Here is a 14,352-nt window from a genome sequence, read left to right as displayed (position 1 = left end):
CGGGGTTACGCCTAGCCCAGCCGAGGCCGACTTAACAGCGATCAGTCGTCGCGATCAGGTGATGTGCTTGCCGGTCGCCGGGTCGCTGGCGGGGAAGGTCTCCTCGAGCCCCTCGTCGACCAGCGCCTCCTCGCGGCTCGCGGCATCGTGTTTCAGCTGATCCGGCTTCTCGTGCGCCGCGACGCGATCTTCGGCCGGGCGGAACGGGCTGGCGTTCGGGTCGCTGTCGCGAGGTTCCGGCGACCGAGCCGGCGCGGCGTCGGCGTTCTGGGCGCCGGCGGCGTCGGGATGGATGTGCGAGCGGTCTTGGTCGGTCATGCCTTGTCCTCCGTATCGTCGGCGTAGCCCAGGGCCTCGATGTCGTCGTCGTCCAGGCGGCGAGCTTCCCAGTGGGCGGCGCTGGCCTGGGCGCCTTTCGCGTCGGTCAGGTCGCCGGCGTAGACCAGCTCGATCTCGTCGGGTCGGTTCGGGTCGCCCTCTTCGCCTTCCAGCTCGGCGACGCGCGGCGCGTCCTCGCCCCAGCGCTCGTCGGCCTCCGGCTCGACCCCTTCGGCCGACAGGACCTCATCGACGTCGAGATCGGCCTCGTCGCCGTCACCTGCCTCGGCCGTGACGTCCCTGACGTCCGGCAGGTCCTCGAAGGTGCGGAACTCGTTGGACGACGCGCCTGCGTCGCTCGGGTCGAAGTTGTCCTCGTCGAAGACCTCGGACTGGTCCTGGGGATCGATGGAATAGTTGGTGTCGGACATGGGCGTTCCCCTCGGGTTCCAGGGGGAAACGCCGCGCGGACGCGGCCGTTCCGGCGTTCGGCGATCTAGTCGAAGCCGCCCCTGGCGGCGGCGGCCTCCAGATCCTCGCGCACCTTCGCCAGCGCCACCGGCCAGCCGTCGAAGCCTTCGAGGGGAATGAAGCGCATGCCGGGATAGAAGGGATACCCCTCGGTCCCCAGCCGGTGCCAGTCGTCCGGCGCGTGGATCATCCAGGTCCGCGCGCCCGTCGCCGCCGCGAGGTTCGTGCCCGCGACGCCAGGGCCCACCACCAGATCGACCGCGACCGACAGGGCGGCGACGTCCTCCAGATCGTCCTTCAGGTTGATCGGCGGGGTCCAGATGTCCACGCCGGCCGCCTGCGCTTCGGCCAGGTCGTCGGCGACGTCGCCGCATTGCAGGTTGATCATGCGGCAGCCGGGCGTGGTCAGGACCGGCCGCCACCGCTCGAAGCTGGAGAAGTAGCGGACCCGCGCGCCCTTCATGACCAGGCTCTTCCAGTGCAGCCCGACCTTGAGTCCGGGCCCGAGCGCCGATAGCTCGTCGCGCCAGCGCGCCACGCGCACCGGATCGGCGGGCAGATAGCCGGGCCGCGCGGGGAAGCGGTCGATCGTCGGCCTCAGCGCCGTCATCAGCGACCCCATCGGCGCCCAGCAGTCCGGCCCCTCGCCGTCCAGCTGGTCCAGGAACGGGAACAGCCGGTGCAGCCGTCCCTGATGCTTCACCGAGCGGTGGCCGCCGACGATCGCCGTCGGCAACGCCCGCTGGAACATGGGGACCAGCCGGCTCTCCACGGCCACGAACAGCCGGCCCGTCGGCCCCAGCGCCTCGACCAGATCGGGCAGGAGGGAGCCGAACAGCATCTCGTCGGCCAGACCCTGTTCGCCGGTCACCAGCAGCCGGCGTCCCTCGAGCGGCTCGTCCGGACGCCAGCGGGGCACGGGGGTCGCGAACCTGGGCGCGTCCGGCATGGCGGGGTCCAGGCGCGCCTCGTAGTCGGCGTAGCCCTCGGCCAGACGCCCCGCGGCCATCAGCTGCATGCCGCGCGCCATGGTCATCATGGCCCGCTCATAGCCCGGCTCGGCGCCCTTCAGGGCCTGGGTCAGATCCTCCAGCGCGCCGTCGCGGTCGCCCAGGATCTGGCGGGCGTTGCCCCGATTGTAGCGGGCCTTGACGAACCTGGGCTCCAGCCGCAGCGCCTCCTCGAAGAAGACCATCGCCTGGCGCGCCTCGCCCTGGTCGCTCAGGACGGTGCCCAGGGTGTTCCACAGCACGGCGCTCGTCTGTTCGATGCCGAGCAGGGCCTTCAGCAGGTCGACCGCCTCGCCGTAACGCCTCTGATCGCGATACACGCACGCCAGGTTGTTGGTCGCCTCCACATGGCCCGGGTGCGCCGCGAGGTAGCGGGTGAGCAGCTTCTCCGCGATCTCGGCCTCGCCCATGCGCTCGGCCAGCCGCGCCAGGTCATGGGCGATGTCCGTGTCCTGGGGCGCCAGCTTGAGCGCCGCCTCATAGGCGAGGATCGCGGGGCCGAACTGACCTGATTTCTCCTGACAGATCGCCAGGATGTGCCAGGCCAGGAAGCTTCGCTCGTCGGTCTTCAGCGCCTCCAGGGCGGAGCGGGCGCCGCCGGCGAAATCGCCCTGGCGCACCCGGGCCAGCGCGGCCTTGAGCTTTTCCCGCAGCTTGCGGTCGTCCGCCTTGGCCCGCCCGCCGCCGTCGGCCAGCGCCCGCGACAGCCGTCCCAGCGCCTGGGCCGAGGCCGCGTCGCCGAACAGGCCCTCGGCGCGGGCCTGCACCCCCAGCACGAGCTGGGATGCGTCAGGCGCCGGCGACGGTTGCGGCTGAACGGGCAGGGCGGTCATGCGGCCTCCAGAATCACGGGACCAAGTCTGCACCATGCGGCGGAAGGTATGGTTAACCACGTTCCTTTAGTGTGCGTCAGCCGTCGTCCGGCTAGTCCTCATCCGGACCGGCGACCAGGGGAGCCGCCACGCCATGCCTTTGAAACTGTCGCTCAAGCCCGGCGAAAAGTTCGTCCTGAACGGCGCCGTGGTTCAGAACGGCGACCGGCGCGGCGTGCTGATCCTTCAGAATAAGGCCTCGGTGCTGCGCGAGAAGGACATCATGCAGGCGCACGAGGCGACCACGCCGGCGCGCCGCATCTATTTCCCCGTGATGATGATGTACCTCGACGAGGCCTCCGTTCCGAAGGTCTACGACGAGTTCGTGCGCCGCCTCACCGAGTTCATGGGCGCCACAAAGAACCCCGACGTCCAGGCCGAATGCGTCGCCGCCTCGCGGCACGTGCTGGCGCGCGAGTACTACAAGGCCCTGATGTCGGCGCGGAAGTTGATCGAATACGAGGACGAAAGGCTGGGCGATGTCGCTTCAGGCGTACACGGCGGCGGCGTCGCGGGCTGAGAGCCCGCGCGAGACCGAATATCGGCTGTTCGGCCAGGTCACCCGCGCGCTGATGCACGCCGCGACGGTGGACCGAACCGACATCCAGACGCGGATCAAGGCGCTCGACTGGAACCGGCGGCTGTGGTCGACCCTGGCGACCGACTGCGCCGATCCGTCCAACAGCCTGCCCATGGCGCTGCGGGCCCAGATCATTTCGATCAGCCTGTTCGTCGATCGGCACAGCTCCGCGATCATGCGCGAGGGCGAGGGGTTCGAGCCCCTGATCGACATCAACCGCATGATCATGCAGGGGCTCCAGCCGCCGGCCGACCCGGCGCGCGCGGCCTAGTAGCCGGGAAAAAACCGCCGCCCACACACGAGCGGTGATAAGGCCGGAAAGCTAACCTACTGAAAAGAATGCCATCCGCGCGTCCACGCGGCTGGCAGGGTCCTTGCGTGGGCGCGCGCGAACCAGAACCGGTTCGACGGCCAGAAGGCCGTTCGCATCTCCCGACCAGAATGGAAGGACCCGCCGATGTTCAATTCGGTCAACACCAACGTGGGCGCGATGATCGCGCTCCAGAACCTGAACGCGACCAACGCCGAACTCAGCCTCGCCCAGAACCGTATCAACACCGGCAAGAAGGTGGCGACGGCGAAGGACAACGGGGCCATCTGGGCCATCGCCCAGGGGCAACGGGCCGATATCGGCGCCCTGAACGCGGTCAAACAGTCGCTCGACCGGGGCGTGGCCGCGGTCGACGTCGCCCTCGCGGCCGGCGAGTCCATCTCGGACCTGCTGCTGCAGATGAAGGAGAAGGCTCTCGCGGCGACCGACGCGTCGCTCAGTTCCTCGGCGCGGGCCGCGCTGGATGAGGACTTCACCGCCCTTCGCGACCAGATCACCCAGGTGACCGACAACGCGGTCTTCAACGGCGTCAACCTGTTGGAGACCGGCGCGACCGGCTTCCAGGCCCTGGCCAACGCGGAGGGGACCAGCACCCTGACCGTCCCGGCGGAGGTGCTGGCTCTGGGGTCCACCAACGTGACCGTGACCTCGACCCAGGCGATCGCCACGGCCTCGGCGGCGACGGCCGCCCTGTCGTCGGTCAATGCGTCGATCGCCAACGTGTCCGGCGCCCTGGCGCGCCTGGGCACCAAGTCGAAGGCTCTCGGCACCCATGTGACGTTCGTCGGCAAGCTGATGGACTCGCTGGAAGCCGGGGTGGGGAATCTGGTCGACGCGGATCTGGCGAAGGAAAGCGCCCGCCTCCAGGCGCTGCAGACCAAGCAGCAACTGGGGGTCCAGGCCCTGGGCATCGCCAATCAGGCGCCGCAGCTCCTGACCCAGCTGTTCGGCCGCTGAGGTCCAAAGACTGAAGCCCCGGGGGTTCGCCTCCGGGGCTTTTTCCTGTGCCCATCACGACTTCGGGAGCATCCTTTGCCGACCCGGCGAAGCGCCCTACCTTCGTCCTCCCTGTCCAACAGTTGAAAGGAGGTGATCCAGTGATCTCATTGTCCCATACCCCGACGGTGCAGACCTGGGCCTCCGCGAAGGCGGCCAACGCCTGAGCGCGTCATCGAGGTCGACCGCACGGCGGTCATAGACAATGCGAAGCCGCCGGGTCCGCCCGGCGGCTTCTTCCATTTCCGGCGTCAGACGCCCAGAAGGAAAGTCAGGGGAATGTCGGCCCGCGCGGCCCACGCCGCCTCGTTGTGCTCGGCCCCCTCGAAGCGGCGGGTGACCCAGTTGTGGCCTTCGGTCCAGCCCGCGGCCCGCATGGCGGCGTCCATCCGCGCTTGCAGCGGAGGATAGAGCGCGTCCAGCGTCGCGGTGCCGTAGTCGAAATAGATCCGGTGCGTGGCCGGATCGGGCAGGTTCCGCGCCAGCCAGTCGATCACCGCCCCGTCCCCCGCCGGCCAGTGGGTCGAGACGCAGGCCGCGCCGCCGAACACCTCTGGGTATTCGGCGATCGCATAGGCCGAGATCAGCCCGCCCATGCTGGAGCCCATCACGAAGGTGTCGTCGCGCCCCGCCAGCGTGCGATAGCGCGCGTCGACGGCCGGCTTCAGCTGTCCCGTGAGATAGTCCAGGTAGGCGTCGGAGGTGATGTCCGCCGCGCGCATCACGTCGCGCCCGAAGCCCAGGGTGAAGGTCTCGCCGGTCACGGCCTTCCGGGGCATGTAGTCCAGGGCGCGGTTCTGGCTGTTCCAGATTCCCACGACGATGGGCGCACGGACGCGCCCCTCGGCGATCAGCCGCTCCAGCGTCTCGTCGATCCGCCATTCCTGGCCGCCGTAGGCGCGCCCGGGTTCGAAGATGTTCTGGCCGTCCTGCATGTAGAGAACGGGATGGCGTCCAGTCCCCGCGTCATAGCCGGGCGGCAGCCAGACATCGACGGCGCGGGGCAGGACGCCGACCGGCTCCGGTCCCTCGAACCGCTCCACCCGCCCGCCGTCGAGGCGTCGGTGCGAGGCTGCGATCGGGAGGGCGGCGAAGCCGGCCAGAAGGTCTCGTCTGTCGATCATGCCGCCACGGTAGCGCCGTCTCCGCCGCCTCGCCAGCGGTTCAGACCAGGCCGCCCCACCAGGCGCTGACCGCCTCGATCGTCCGCATGATCGCCTCCCAGGCCAGCCAGACCACCGTGGCGAACGCGGCCGACCCGACCCAGGCGGCGATCACCGCGACCCCGTCGCGCTGCATCAGGCCGAAGCCGAAGGTGGCGACGAACAGCGAGGGAAACAGGTTGAAGCCGATCAGCGGCAGCATCAGGACCCCCGCCCAGATGACGCAGGCCAGGCCGATCAGGCACTCCGACAGGTCGGTGCTCATGAACTGCAGGCGCGGTCGGCTGAACCGCTCGACCCGCTTCAGGTGCGGCATGACCCGGCTCGCGGCGTCGGCGAAGGCCTTGCGCTCGATCTCGCGCTTCAGGATCCAGCCGGGCAGCCACAGCTCGTCGCGGCGGAACAGCAGCTGGACGCCCAGGATCAACATGGGCAGCCCCAGGATCGTCGTCGTTCCCGGGATCGCTCCGATCACCGCGCTGATGAGCCCGAGCAGCAGCAGCAGGGCGCCGAAGCCGCGTTCGCCGAAGGCCTGCACCAGCTCCTCCAGCGACACCTGCGCGCCGGGCCGGGCGCCGACCCGCGCCAGCACCTCGGAGAAGGGCAGCCCGTCGTAGGGATGAGGCGAATCGTTCATTCGAGGGGCCGCTCAGGTCTGGCTTGCGATCTAGGGGCTGGCGCGCCCGCCCGCCAATGAACAATCGGCAAGGCGCGACATCGCTGTGTTCAAACGACGCCCTGAAGCCAGCGCCAGCCGGCCTCGAACCCCGCGACGACCAGGTTCCAGGCCAGGACGATCACCGCCGTCGCCGCCGCCGTCGTCAGCCAGCCCAGGATCACCGCCAAGCCGTCGCGCTGCATGACCCCCAGCGAGAAGAAGCCGATGGCCACGGCTGGGATCAGGTTCCCGCCCCAGACCGGCAGCACCAGGATGATGGCCAGGAACAGGCAGGCCAGCCCGATCAGCCCCTGTCCGAACGGCCCGGTCAGGACATAGAGGCGCGGCCGCGACAGGCGCTCGGCGAACCGGATGATCGGCAGGAGCCGACGGCTCAGTCGCTCGAACGTCGACCGGCTGAGCGACGCCTTCCTGATGAAGTTGGGCAGCCACAGCGTCTCGCGCCCCCAGGCCAGCTCCATGGCCAGGAACAGCAGCGGCGCCCCGGTCAGGGTCGTGCCCCCCGGCGGCCAGGGCAGCATGTTGATGATGGCGAACAGCAGCATGACTGCGCCGAAGGCTCGGTCGCCGAACGCGTCCACGATCTCGCCCAGATGCAGCTTCTCGCCGCCGACCTTGCCCATGCGCTCCAGCACGGCCGAGAAGCCGAGCGGCCGTCCGGTGCTGGTCTCGGTGATCGCCATTCGGAGAGCTTAGCCGCCGATGATGACGGACGACCTAACGGGCCTCAGTCGCCGGCATGCTCGGGCTTGCCCTTGCGCTTCGTGGACGCGAGCTCCTCGAGCTGTTTCTCGCTCATGGAGGCGGCCATGGACTTCGAGGCGCCCTGAAGCTTCGACTTGGGCGTGTCGCCGCGCTTGGCGGACAGCGCGGCTCCGGCGGCCTTCTGCTGGGCGGCGGATTTTGCGGGCATGACGGGTCTCCTTCCGCCGGAACCAACCCGCTGCGCCTCGCCCCGTTCCCCTAGAACCCGACGCAGGCGGTCTGCTGGATCAGCATCACCGCGTCCTGATCGAAGCGTTCGACATAGGCGGCTCGGATCGCATCGAGCGACGCCTGCTCGGTCTCGGCTTCGGTCAGGATGATCATCACGGCTTTCGAGGGCTCGCGCACGATAACCCCGTCGGGTCCCCGCCACTGGCCTGAGACGTCCGTCACGCTCAGGCCGTTGGGGAAGCGCGGCGTGATTTCCCGATCGACGAAGTCCTGCCAGTCTGCGTCCGACACGCCCAGCGACGCTCCGATGAAGCGGCCGAAATAGAGATGCGCCACAGGCGTGGGCGACAGTCCGGCGGCGCAGCCGGCCGGCCCGCGCGCCTCCCCCCGCTCGACATCCACACTGACGCAACCGCCCAGCGCCAAGCCGCCGAGGATCGCTACCATCTGTCGTTTCATCGTGGCCTCCCGATCCGCCTTGGTTAGACGACCGAGGCTCTGGCGTCACCTTCAGGACAGGGGCCTTGGCGTTGTGGCGAGTTCCGTCCCCTGCATGATCCGCGTCTGGATTCGCCGCAGGGCCGAGATATCCGCCGTCGGATCGGCCTCAAGCATCAGGAAATCCGCCTCGCAGCCTGCCTCCAGGCACCCGATCCGGCGCTCCGGAAACAGCACCGCTCCCGTCTCCAGCACCATCCGCGTCGCCTCCGCCGGAGTGGCGACGCCGATCTCGACCAGATGCTCGGCTTCCGAGAAGATCGGGCCGCGCCCGTCGGTGCCGATCAGGATCGGCACGCCCGCCTCGCGCAACAGCCGCAGGTTCTCGCGCTGCAGGGCGATCTGGCTTTCCGCAGCCGGGTTCAACGCACCCGCTTCATCGTAGGCGGAGCCCCGGATCACGCCATAGGTCGGGATGACCCGCATGCCGGACCGCGCGACGAGGGCCGCCAGTTCGGGTGTGATCCGCTTGCTGTTTAAGGCCTCCGGGTCGTCGCCGCCATAGCCGGGCAGGTGGGCGGCGAAGTCGGCCCCGGCGCTGGCTGCGACCTCCAGATCGTGCGCCGTCTCCATATGCACCGCGACCGGCAGGCCCCGCGCATGCGCCGCCTGGACCAGATAGGCGAAGTTCTCCGGGTTCAACCCCTTGCGGCCATAGCCGGACGGATCGTCCCTCAGCTCCGCATAGCGCTCGGAGTTCAGCAGATAGGCCTTCACGAAGTCCGCCCCCTGCGCCTTCAGCAGGTCCAGCGCTGCGTCGATCTCGGCCGGCGTCGAGCCATAGTGGAAGGCGTTGCCGATGAACCATTCGCGCGGCCGCCCGCCGTAGACGCTCTGGGCCAGGAACTCGACGTAGAGCCGCTCCGGATGGCCGCCGGGCTCGGTGATCCCGCCCTGGGCGACCCGCACATCGAACGTGTCCGGCCGGGCGAAGAAGGCCTTGTCCTCGGCGTCCTGTACGATGGTGTTCGGGTTCCAGACGTAGAAGACCCCGCTGTCGGTGTAGACGCGGCTCGTCTCCATCGTCGCATTGGTGATGTGGGCGTGGGCGTTGGCATAGGCCGGGGTCAGCCAGCGGCCGGTCGCATCGACCCGCGTCGCGCTCGGGCCGAGCGTCGACGGGTCGATGATCCGATCACCACGCACCGCCAGGTCCCGCGCCTCGAAGCCCCGGCCGGTCCATACATGTCCGCCGTGGTAGAGGGTCTCGACCGGAGTTTGCGCCGCCGCGCCTCCCGCCGCCAGACAGACCAGCACCATCCATCCCGCACGTTTCATCGATGCCTCTCCGCTTCGCGTTGAACCGCGATTAGGCCGGAACGGCGGCCGGGAGAGCGCGGATCGGCGAACGGACATCCGCGCTTCGGCCAATGGCGTCAGAGCGTTCGGTCCCTCAGCGCCTTCGCGCCCGCGCGGCTGGCGTGAACCGGCGGCCCGGCCTCCAGATGGATCAGCAGACGCCCGCCGCCGGCGGGCTCGGCCCGCACCATCCGGTCCAGATTAACGATGGCGGAGCGATGCACGCGGAGGAACCGCGCCGGGTCCAGCATGCGCTCGAACTCCGCCAGCCGCGTCTGGACCAGACGATTGCCGTCCAGCGTCACCACCTCGGAGTAGTCGTCGGCGCCGCGCACCGCGACCAGCCGTCCGACGGCCAGCGGCCGGATGTCCTCGCCCTCGCGCACCAGGAACCGGGCCTCGCTCTCGGCGTCCTCGGCCGTCAGCACGATCAGCCCGCCCCGCGCCGGCGTCCGCTCCAGCGCGATGAGGCAGGCGAGCAGCCCGTAAACGAACAGCCCCTGAAATATCTGCCATTCGGCCGCGGGTCCTACGAGGAAAGGGTTCACCACGAACCGCATGACCGACTCCGCTCCGAGCAGCGCCCCGGCCACGGTCAACACCCACAGCCACGCCAGGGTGAAGGCGACGGCCAACCCGATGTGCGCGACCGCTTGCACGGGCGGCTTGAGCTCCAGCGCCCGCCGCACCCAAGGCCGGATCAGCGCCGCCACCAGCGCCAGCGACGCGGTGTTCCTCAGCGTCGCCTGCAAAATCTCTACGAAAGGGACATCGCGCGTCAGCAGGAACAGGGTGAAGTAGCCCAGCGCCACGACGGCCAGCGCCGCCGCGTCGCGCGCCAGGTCACGCCGCCAGCCGCGACCGAGACCGGCCATGCCGGTCTTCAGCCAGGGTTGGGCGGAGCTGGTCACGACCCGAGCAGCTCCCGCCCGATCAGGAAGCGGCGGATTTCATTGGTGCCGGCCCCGATGTCATAGAGCTTGGCGTCGCGGACCAGCCGCTCGACCGGCCATTCCTTGGTGTAGCCGGCGCCGCCCAGGGCCTGCACGGCCTCCAGCGTCACCTTCACTGCGTTTTCGGACGCCAGCAGGATCGCGCCCGCCGCGTCGTAGCGCGTGGTCAGCCCCTGATCGCACGCCTTGGCGACCGCATAGACATAGGCCCGGGCCGAGTTCAGGGCGACGTACATGTCCGCCACCTTGCCCTGCATCAGCTGGAACGAGCCGATCGGCTTGCCGAACTGCTTGCGGTCGCGGACGTAGGGCAGGACCACGTCCAGCGCCGCCTGCATGATGCCCAGCGGGCCGGCCGCCAGCACGGCGCGCTCATAGTCGAGCCCGCTCATCAGCACCGCCGCCCCGCGGCCCTCGCCGCCCATTACGTTCTCTTCCGGGACCTCGCAATCCTCGAACACCAGCTCGGCGGTGTCGGAGCCGCGCATGCCCATCTTGTCCAGCTTCTTCGAAACGCTGAAGCCCTTCATGCCCTTCTCGATCAGGAAGGCGGTGACGCCCCCGTTGCCGTCGCCGGTGCGGGCATAGACGACAAGCGTCTCGGCGTGCGGCGCATTGGTGATCCAGAACTTGGTGCCGTTCAGGACGTAGCGATCGCCCTTCTTCTCGGCCCGCGTCTTCATCGACATGACGTCCGAGCCCGATCCCGCCTCCGACATGGCCAGCGAGCCGACGTGCTCTCCCGAGATCAGCTTGGGCAGATAGCGGCGCTTCTGCTCGTCGGTGCCCCAGCGGCGGATCTGGTTGACGCAGAGGTTGGAGTGGGCCCCGTAGCTCAGGCCGATCGAGGCCGAGGCGCGCGACACTTCCTCCATCGCGACGCAGTGCTCCAGATAGCCGAGCCCCAGTCCGCCGAACTCCTCCTCCACCGTGATGCCGTGCAGACCCAGTTCGCCCATCTCGGGCCACAGGTCGCGGGCGAAGGTGTTGGTCTCGTCGATCTCGGCGGCGCGGGGCGCCAGCCGGTCGGCGGCCCAGCGGGCCGTGGTGTCGCGAATGGCGTCGGCGGTCTCGCCGAGGCCGAATTCCATGGATTGCGGGGCGTTCGGGATGCTCATGGGCGCCGGGTTAGCATCGGTCGCCTACCCCGCAAAGGCGCCGCGCTCAGGCGTCGCGGTGGTGGTGCCGCCGCCAGAGCCGCATGAGGTTGTAGGCCGCGATGCCGCTGCAGCCCGCGCCCAGCAGGACGAGGGCCGCGAAGATCAGAAGGGTCTCGCCGCTGGGACCCGCCCCCTGGTTCAACAGCACCTGGAACGCCGGAACCGCCGCGCCGAGCGAGATCAGGCCGACCGCGCCCATGCCGACATAGGCGCCGATCTCGCCCACCTCGACGCCGGGACCGGGGTCTTCCAGGTCCTCGTGGCGCATGACAGGGCCGAGCGAGGTGTCGGCGGCCAGCTCCTCCTCGGTGAACAGATCGACGCTCAGCGCCGCATCGTCGCGGGCCTCGGCGCGCTCCTCGGCGGTCCAGACGGGACGGGCCGACACCGGAGCAGGCTCGGGCTCGGCGGGGGTCAGGACCAGGGTGTCGGGCGCCGCGAAGCGGGGCGTCTCGATGGGAGGCGGCGGGGCCGGTTCCGATGCGGGCGCGGGCGGGGGCTCCGGCGCGGGCGGCGGCGCCGGCGCGGGCGCGGCGGGGGGCGGGGGCGGCTCCGACGCCGGCGCGGGCTTGGCGGCGTCCAGGGGCAGGGAGCCGTACATCATGCCAGGGAAGGGCGAGAACTGGCGACGGACCATCTCCGCCATCGCCGCCGCCCGGGCCGAATCCTCGGCCGCGGGCTGGATCACCGGCTCCGGCGCGGGCGTTTCGGCTTCCGGTTCGGATGCGGCTTCGGGCTCCGACGCGGTCGCCGGCTGGGCCGAATCCTCGGCGGGGGACTGAGCCTCTCCCGAGGAGGGAGTCGCGGGCGCGGCGGCGGGCGTCGCCTCGAGCGCCGCCTCAACGACGGGGTCGGCGGGTTGAGCGGGCCCCGGCTGAAGGGGCGCGTCCTGGTTGGCGGCGTCAGGCGTCCGGACGATCGGCTCGGCTTCGTCGGCCTCGCCCAGCAGCTGGGATATGGCCGCATAGCGGACCTGCAGCGCCGCCGGGACATCGCGCTCAGGCCCCGGCGTCCGGGGTTCATCGGCCGGGAGAGGCTGCGGCGCGGAAGCCTGCGCGGCCTCCGCTTCGGCCGCGACCGGGGCGGACAGAAGCTGCGCCAGGGCCACGGGACCGGACGGGTCGGCCTCGAACAGCGCGCGTTCCACCGCGCGACGCCGGCCGGGCCGGGCCAGGGCGGGATCCACGTCGCCGCGCGCGCCGAGCGTGCGCGCCGCCGCCTGCGGGCCCTCGCCGTTGAGCGCGGAAAGGACGTCGGACCGGGCGAACGCATCCACGCCGACGCTGAGGGCGAAGCTGGCCAGGGCGTCGAACTGGTGCTGGTTCAGATCGACCCTCACATGGTCGTGCAGGGCGGCGACCACCGGCAGCAGATCGTACTGCAGAAGCAGTTCCGCGTCCGCCTCGCTGACGCTCAGCCCCTCGCGCGCCGATCGGGTGTGGCCATAGCCGATGACCCACGTCCCGTCGGGCCGGCGCGCGGCGCGGGGCGTGAACCCCTCGAAGCTCTTGATGAGCACGAGGCCCTCTCGGGACACCTTCCTGCGCTGAACGCTCGTAGACACCGGCATGTGATCCAAAATGGGACGCCCGGGACGGGCTCGCACCCCCCGTCGCAAAGGCCGGGCCGCCCCTTCGGGCCGTTAACCTCCGCGCGTCACAGAAGGACGACGGTCGCCAGGCCGAGGAAGATCAGGAATCCGAAGAAATCGGTGGTGGCGGTGACGAACACGGCCGACGACACGGCGGGATCCTGCTTCAGCCGGGACAGGGTCAGCGGCGTCAGCACGCCGACCGTGGCCGCGACCAGCAGGTTCAGGATCATCGCCGCGCCGATCACCAGGCCGATCCGCCAGTCCTCGCCCCGGAACCAAAGCGCCGCCGCCAGGCCGATCAGGGGCGCCAGGATCAGCCCGTTGGCCAGCCCCACCGCCAGCTCGCGCACGAAGGTCCGGCGCGCGTTGGAGCTGTTCAGCTCGCGCGTCGCCAGCGCCCGCACCGTCACCGTCAGGGCCTGGGTTCCGGCGTTGCCGCCGATCGCGGACACGATGGGCATCAGGATGGCCAGGGCGACGATCGCCTCGATCGTGCCGGCGAACCAGCCGATCACGCTGGCCCCGATCGCCGCCGTCGCCAGATTGACCGCCAGCCACGGCACACGGCCGCGCACGATCTCCGGCACGGAGGAGCCGCGCCCCTCGTCCGACACCCCGGCCAGACGCAGGATGTCCTCGCGGTTCTCCTCCTGGATGATGTTGACGATGTCGTCGACGGTGATCTGCCCCACCAGCCGGCCCGCCGCGTCGATGACGGGCGCCGAGATCAGGTGGTATTTCTCGAAGATGTAGGCGACCTCTTCCTGGTCCTGACTGACGTCGATCTCGGTGACCGGCTCCATCAGATCGGTCAGGGGCGTGGCGCGAGGCGCCCGCAGGAGCCGGCTGATGGCGACGCCGCCCACGGGCCGGTTCAGCGGATCGACCACGTAGATGTCGAAGAACAGCTCCGGCAGCTCCTCGCCCTGGGCGCGGACGTGGTCGATGGTGTCGCCGACCGACCAGAACTGAGGCGCGGCCATCACCTCGCGCTGCATCAGCCGGCCGGCGGAGTCCTCCTCATAGCCCAGCGAGCTCTCGATCGCGGCGCGGTCGACCTCGGGCATGGCCGCCAGCACGCGCTCGCGCTGGTCGTCCTCCAGGTCCTCGACCACGGCGGCGGCGTCGTCGGAGTCCAGCTCCTGCAGCGCCTCGGCCAGGGTGCCGTGCGGCACCCGCTCCAGCACCTCCTCGCGGATGCCGTCGTCCAGCTCGGGCAGGGTCTCGGCCAGCAGTTCGGGCGGCAGCCACAGCACGACCACCGCGCGGTGCTCGGCCGTCAGGAAGCCCATCAGGTCGGCGACGTCGGCGGGGTGCAGATCCTCGAGCAGCCCGCGCAGCTTCAACCCGTCGCCGTCGTCGGCGGCGTCGATCACCTTCTCCACGAAGGCCGGCGTCAGGGCGTAGTCCTCGCCCAGCGCCTCGTGCTCGATGTCCGGCTCGGGAGCGTTCAGGAGGGCGGAGTCGGTGCTGCTCACGCGGGGCCTCCCTG

The 14,352-nt window shown here is 70.1% G+C and carries 16 protein-coding genes; 3 read left to right on the top strand and 13 right to left on the bottom strand.

Annotation, left to right across the window (positions count from 1 at the left end; translation table 11 throughout):
* Window positions 1-54: 54 nt before the first annotated feature.
* The 3 genes from ACFFGE_RS10050 to ACFFGE_RS10040 form a co-directional block, all read right to left on the bottom strand.
* Window positions 55-318, bottom strand: a complete 264-nt coding sequence (locus ACFFGE_RS10050; RefSeq protein WP_376836233.1) for a hypothetical protein — start codon at window positions 316-318, stop codon at window positions 55-57.
* Window positions 315-749 carry a hypothetical protein gene (locus ACFFGE_RS10045; RefSeq protein ID WP_376836232.1) on the bottom strand — a complete coding sequence of 145 codons (435 nt, stop codon included), beginning with the start codon at window positions 747-749 and terminating at the stop codon, window positions 315-317. The genes ACFFGE_RS10050 and ACFFGE_RS10045 overlap by 4 nt, the downstream gene beginning before the upstream one ends.
* 65 nt (window positions 750-814) lie before the next feature.
* Complete coding sequence (locus ACFFGE_RS10040; protein ID WP_376836231.1) at window positions 815-2,632, bottom strand: tetratricopeptide repeat protein; 1,818 nt, start codon at window positions 2,630-2,632, stop codon at window positions 815-817.
* A 133-nt stretch (window positions 2,633-2,765) separates the two neighbouring features.
* Here ACFFGE_RS10040 and flbT point away from each other — a divergent pair, with 133 nt between their 5' ends.
* The 3 genes from flbT to ACFFGE_RS10025 all read left to right on the top strand — a co-directional run bounded on the left by flbT (window position 2,766) and on the right by ACFFGE_RS10025 (window position 4,539).
* Entirely contained in the window at window positions 2,766-3,191 is a 426-nt protein-coding gene (flbT, locus tag ACFFGE_RS10035; protein ID WP_376836230.1) for a flagellar biosynthesis repressor FlbT, read from the top strand.
* Window positions 3,151-3,522 carry a flagellar biosynthesis regulator FlaF gene (gene flaF / locus ACFFGE_RS10030; RefSeq protein ID WP_376836228.1) on the top strand — a complete coding sequence of 124 codons (372 nt, stop codon included), beginning with the start codon at window positions 3,151-3,153 and terminating at the stop codon, window positions 3,520-3,522. Before flbT ends, flaF begins: the two co-directional genes overlap by 41 nt.
* Window positions 3,523-3,708: 186 nt before the next feature.
* Window positions 3,709-4,539 carry a flagellin gene (locus ACFFGE_RS10025; protein WP_376836226.1) on the top strand — a complete coding sequence of 277 codons (831 nt, stop codon included), beginning with the start codon at window positions 3,709-3,711 and terminating at the stop codon, window positions 4,537-4,539.
* Window positions 4,540-4,829: 290 nt separating this feature from the next.
* On the opposite strand, the gene ACFFGE_RS10020 is transcribed toward ACFFGE_RS10025, so the two are convergent.
* The 10 genes from ACFFGE_RS10020 to mgtE all read right to left on the bottom strand — a co-directional run bounded on the left by ACFFGE_RS10020 (window position 4,830) and on the right by mgtE (window position 14,338).
* On the bottom strand, window positions 4,830-5,702 hold the full coding sequence (locus ACFFGE_RS10020; RefSeq protein WP_376836225.1) for an alpha/beta hydrolase: 873 nt from the start codon (window positions 5,700-5,702) through the stop codon (window positions 4,830-4,832).
* A 40-nt stretch (window positions 5,703-5,742) separates the two neighbouring features.
* Complete coding sequence (locus ACFFGE_RS10015) at window positions 5,743-6,378, bottom strand: exopolysaccharide biosynthesis protein (RefSeq protein WP_376836223.1); 636 nt, start codon at window positions 6,376-6,378, stop codon at window positions 5,743-5,745.
* 89 nt (window positions 6,379-6,467) lie between these two features.
* On the bottom strand, window positions 6,468-7,103 hold the full coding sequence (locus ACFFGE_RS10010; RefSeq protein ID WP_376836222.1) for an exopolysaccharide biosynthesis protein: 636 nt from the start codon (window positions 7,101-7,103) through the stop codon (window positions 6,468-6,470).
* Between the two features lie 44 nt (window positions 7,104-7,147).
* On the bottom strand, window positions 7,148-7,333 hold the full coding sequence (locus ACFFGE_RS10005) for a DUF3008 family protein (RefSeq protein ID WP_376836221.1): 186 nt from the start codon (window positions 7,331-7,333) through the stop codon (window positions 7,148-7,150).
* A gap of 50 nt (window positions 7,334-7,383) precedes the next feature.
* Complete coding sequence (locus ACFFGE_RS10000; RefSeq protein WP_376836220.1) at window positions 7,384-7,815, bottom strand: DUF3574 domain-containing protein; 432 nt, start codon at window positions 7,813-7,815, stop codon at window positions 7,384-7,386.
* Between the two features lie 51 nt (window positions 7,816-7,866).
* On the bottom strand, window positions 7,867-9,132 hold the full coding sequence (locus ACFFGE_RS09995) for an amidohydrolase family protein (protein ID WP_376836219.1): 1,266 nt from the start codon (window positions 9,130-9,132) through the stop codon (window positions 7,867-7,869).
* 98 nt (window positions 9,133-9,230) lie between these two features.
* Window positions 9,231-10,064 (bottom strand): LytTR family DNA-binding domain-containing protein, encoded by an 834-nt coding sequence (locus tag ACFFGE_RS09990; RefSeq protein WP_376836218.1) that lies wholly within the window; start codon window positions 10,062-10,064, stop codon window positions 9,231-9,233.
* On the bottom strand, window positions 10,061-11,224 hold the full coding sequence (locus ACFFGE_RS09985) for an isovaleryl-CoA dehydrogenase (RefSeq protein ID WP_376836217.1): 1,164 nt from the start codon (window positions 11,222-11,224) through the stop codon (window positions 10,061-10,063). Before ACFFGE_RS09985 ends, ACFFGE_RS09990 begins: the two co-directional genes overlap by 4 nt.
* 46 nt (window positions 11,225-11,270) lie before the next feature.
* Window positions 11,271-12,785 (bottom strand): glycoside hydrolase family protein, encoded by a 1,515-nt coding sequence (locus ACFFGE_RS09980; protein ID WP_376836216.1) that lies wholly within the window; start codon window positions 12,783-12,785, stop codon window positions 11,271-11,273.
* A gap of 137 nt (window positions 12,786-12,922) precedes the next feature.
* Complete coding sequence (gene mgtE / locus ACFFGE_RS09975) at window positions 12,923-14,338, bottom strand: magnesium transporter (protein ID WP_376836215.1); 1,416 nt, start codon at window positions 14,336-14,338, stop codon at window positions 12,923-12,925.
* Between the last annotated feature and the right edge of the window lie 14 nt (window positions 14,339-14,352).

The organism is Brevundimonas balnearis (genome assembly GCF_042434805.1).
Taxonomy (GTDB): domain Bacteria; phylum Pseudomonadota; class Alphaproteobacteria; order Caulobacterales; family Caulobacteraceae; genus Brevundimonas; species Brevundimonas balnearis.
The sequence above is the reverse complement of the archived record's forward strand: the minus strand, read 5'-3'. Positions and strand labels throughout refer to the sequence as shown.

Coding starts and splice junctions, on each gene's coding strand:
- ACFFGE_RS10050 (WP_376836233.1), bottom strand. CDS start 318: ATGACCGACCAAGACCGCTCGCACATCCATCCCGACGCCGCCGGCGCC.
- ACFFGE_RS10045 (WP_376836232.1), bottom strand. CDS start 749: ATGTCCGACACCAACTATTCCATCGATCCCCAGGACCAGTCCGAGGTC.
- ACFFGE_RS10040 (WP_376836231.1), bottom strand. CDS start 2,632: ATGACCGCCCTGCCCGTTCAGCCGCAACCGTCGCCGGCGCCTGACGCA.
- flbT (WP_376836230.1), top strand. CDS start 2,766: ATGCCTTTGAAACTGTCGCTCAAGCCCGGCGAAAAGTTCGTCCTGAAC.
- flaF (WP_376836228.1), top strand. CDS start 3,151: ATGTCGCTTCAGGCGTACACGGCGGCGGCGTCGCGGGCTGAGAGCCCG.
- ACFFGE_RS10025 (WP_376836226.1), top strand. CDS start 3,709: ATGTTCAATTCGGTCAACACCAACGTGGGCGCGATGATCGCGCTCCAG.
- ACFFGE_RS10020 (WP_376836225.1), bottom strand. CDS start 5,702: ATGATCGACAGACGAGACCTTCTGGCCGGCTTCGCCGCCCTCCCGATC.
- ACFFGE_RS10015 (WP_376836223.1), bottom strand. CDS start 6,378: ATGAACGATTCGCCTCATCCCTACGACGGGCTGCCCTTCTCCGAGGTG.
- ACFFGE_RS10010 (WP_376836222.1), bottom strand. CDS start 7,103: ATGGCGATCACCGAGACCAGCACCGGACGGCCGCTCGGCTTCTCGGCC.
- ACFFGE_RS10005 (WP_376836221.1), bottom strand. CDS start 7,333: ATGCCCGCAAAATCCGCCGCCCAGCAGAAGGCCGCCGGAGCCGCGCTG.
- ACFFGE_RS10000 (WP_376836220.1), bottom strand. CDS start 7,815: ATGAAACGACAGATGGTAGCGATCCTCGGCGGCTTGGCGCTGGGCGGT.
- ACFFGE_RS09995 (WP_376836219.1), bottom strand. CDS start 9,132: ATGAAACGTGCGGGATGGATGGTGCTGGTCTGTCTGGCGGCGGGAGGC.
- ACFFGE_RS09985 (WP_376836217.1), bottom strand. CDS start 11,224: ATGAGCATCCCGAACGCCCCGCAATCCATGGAATTCGGCCTCGGCGAG.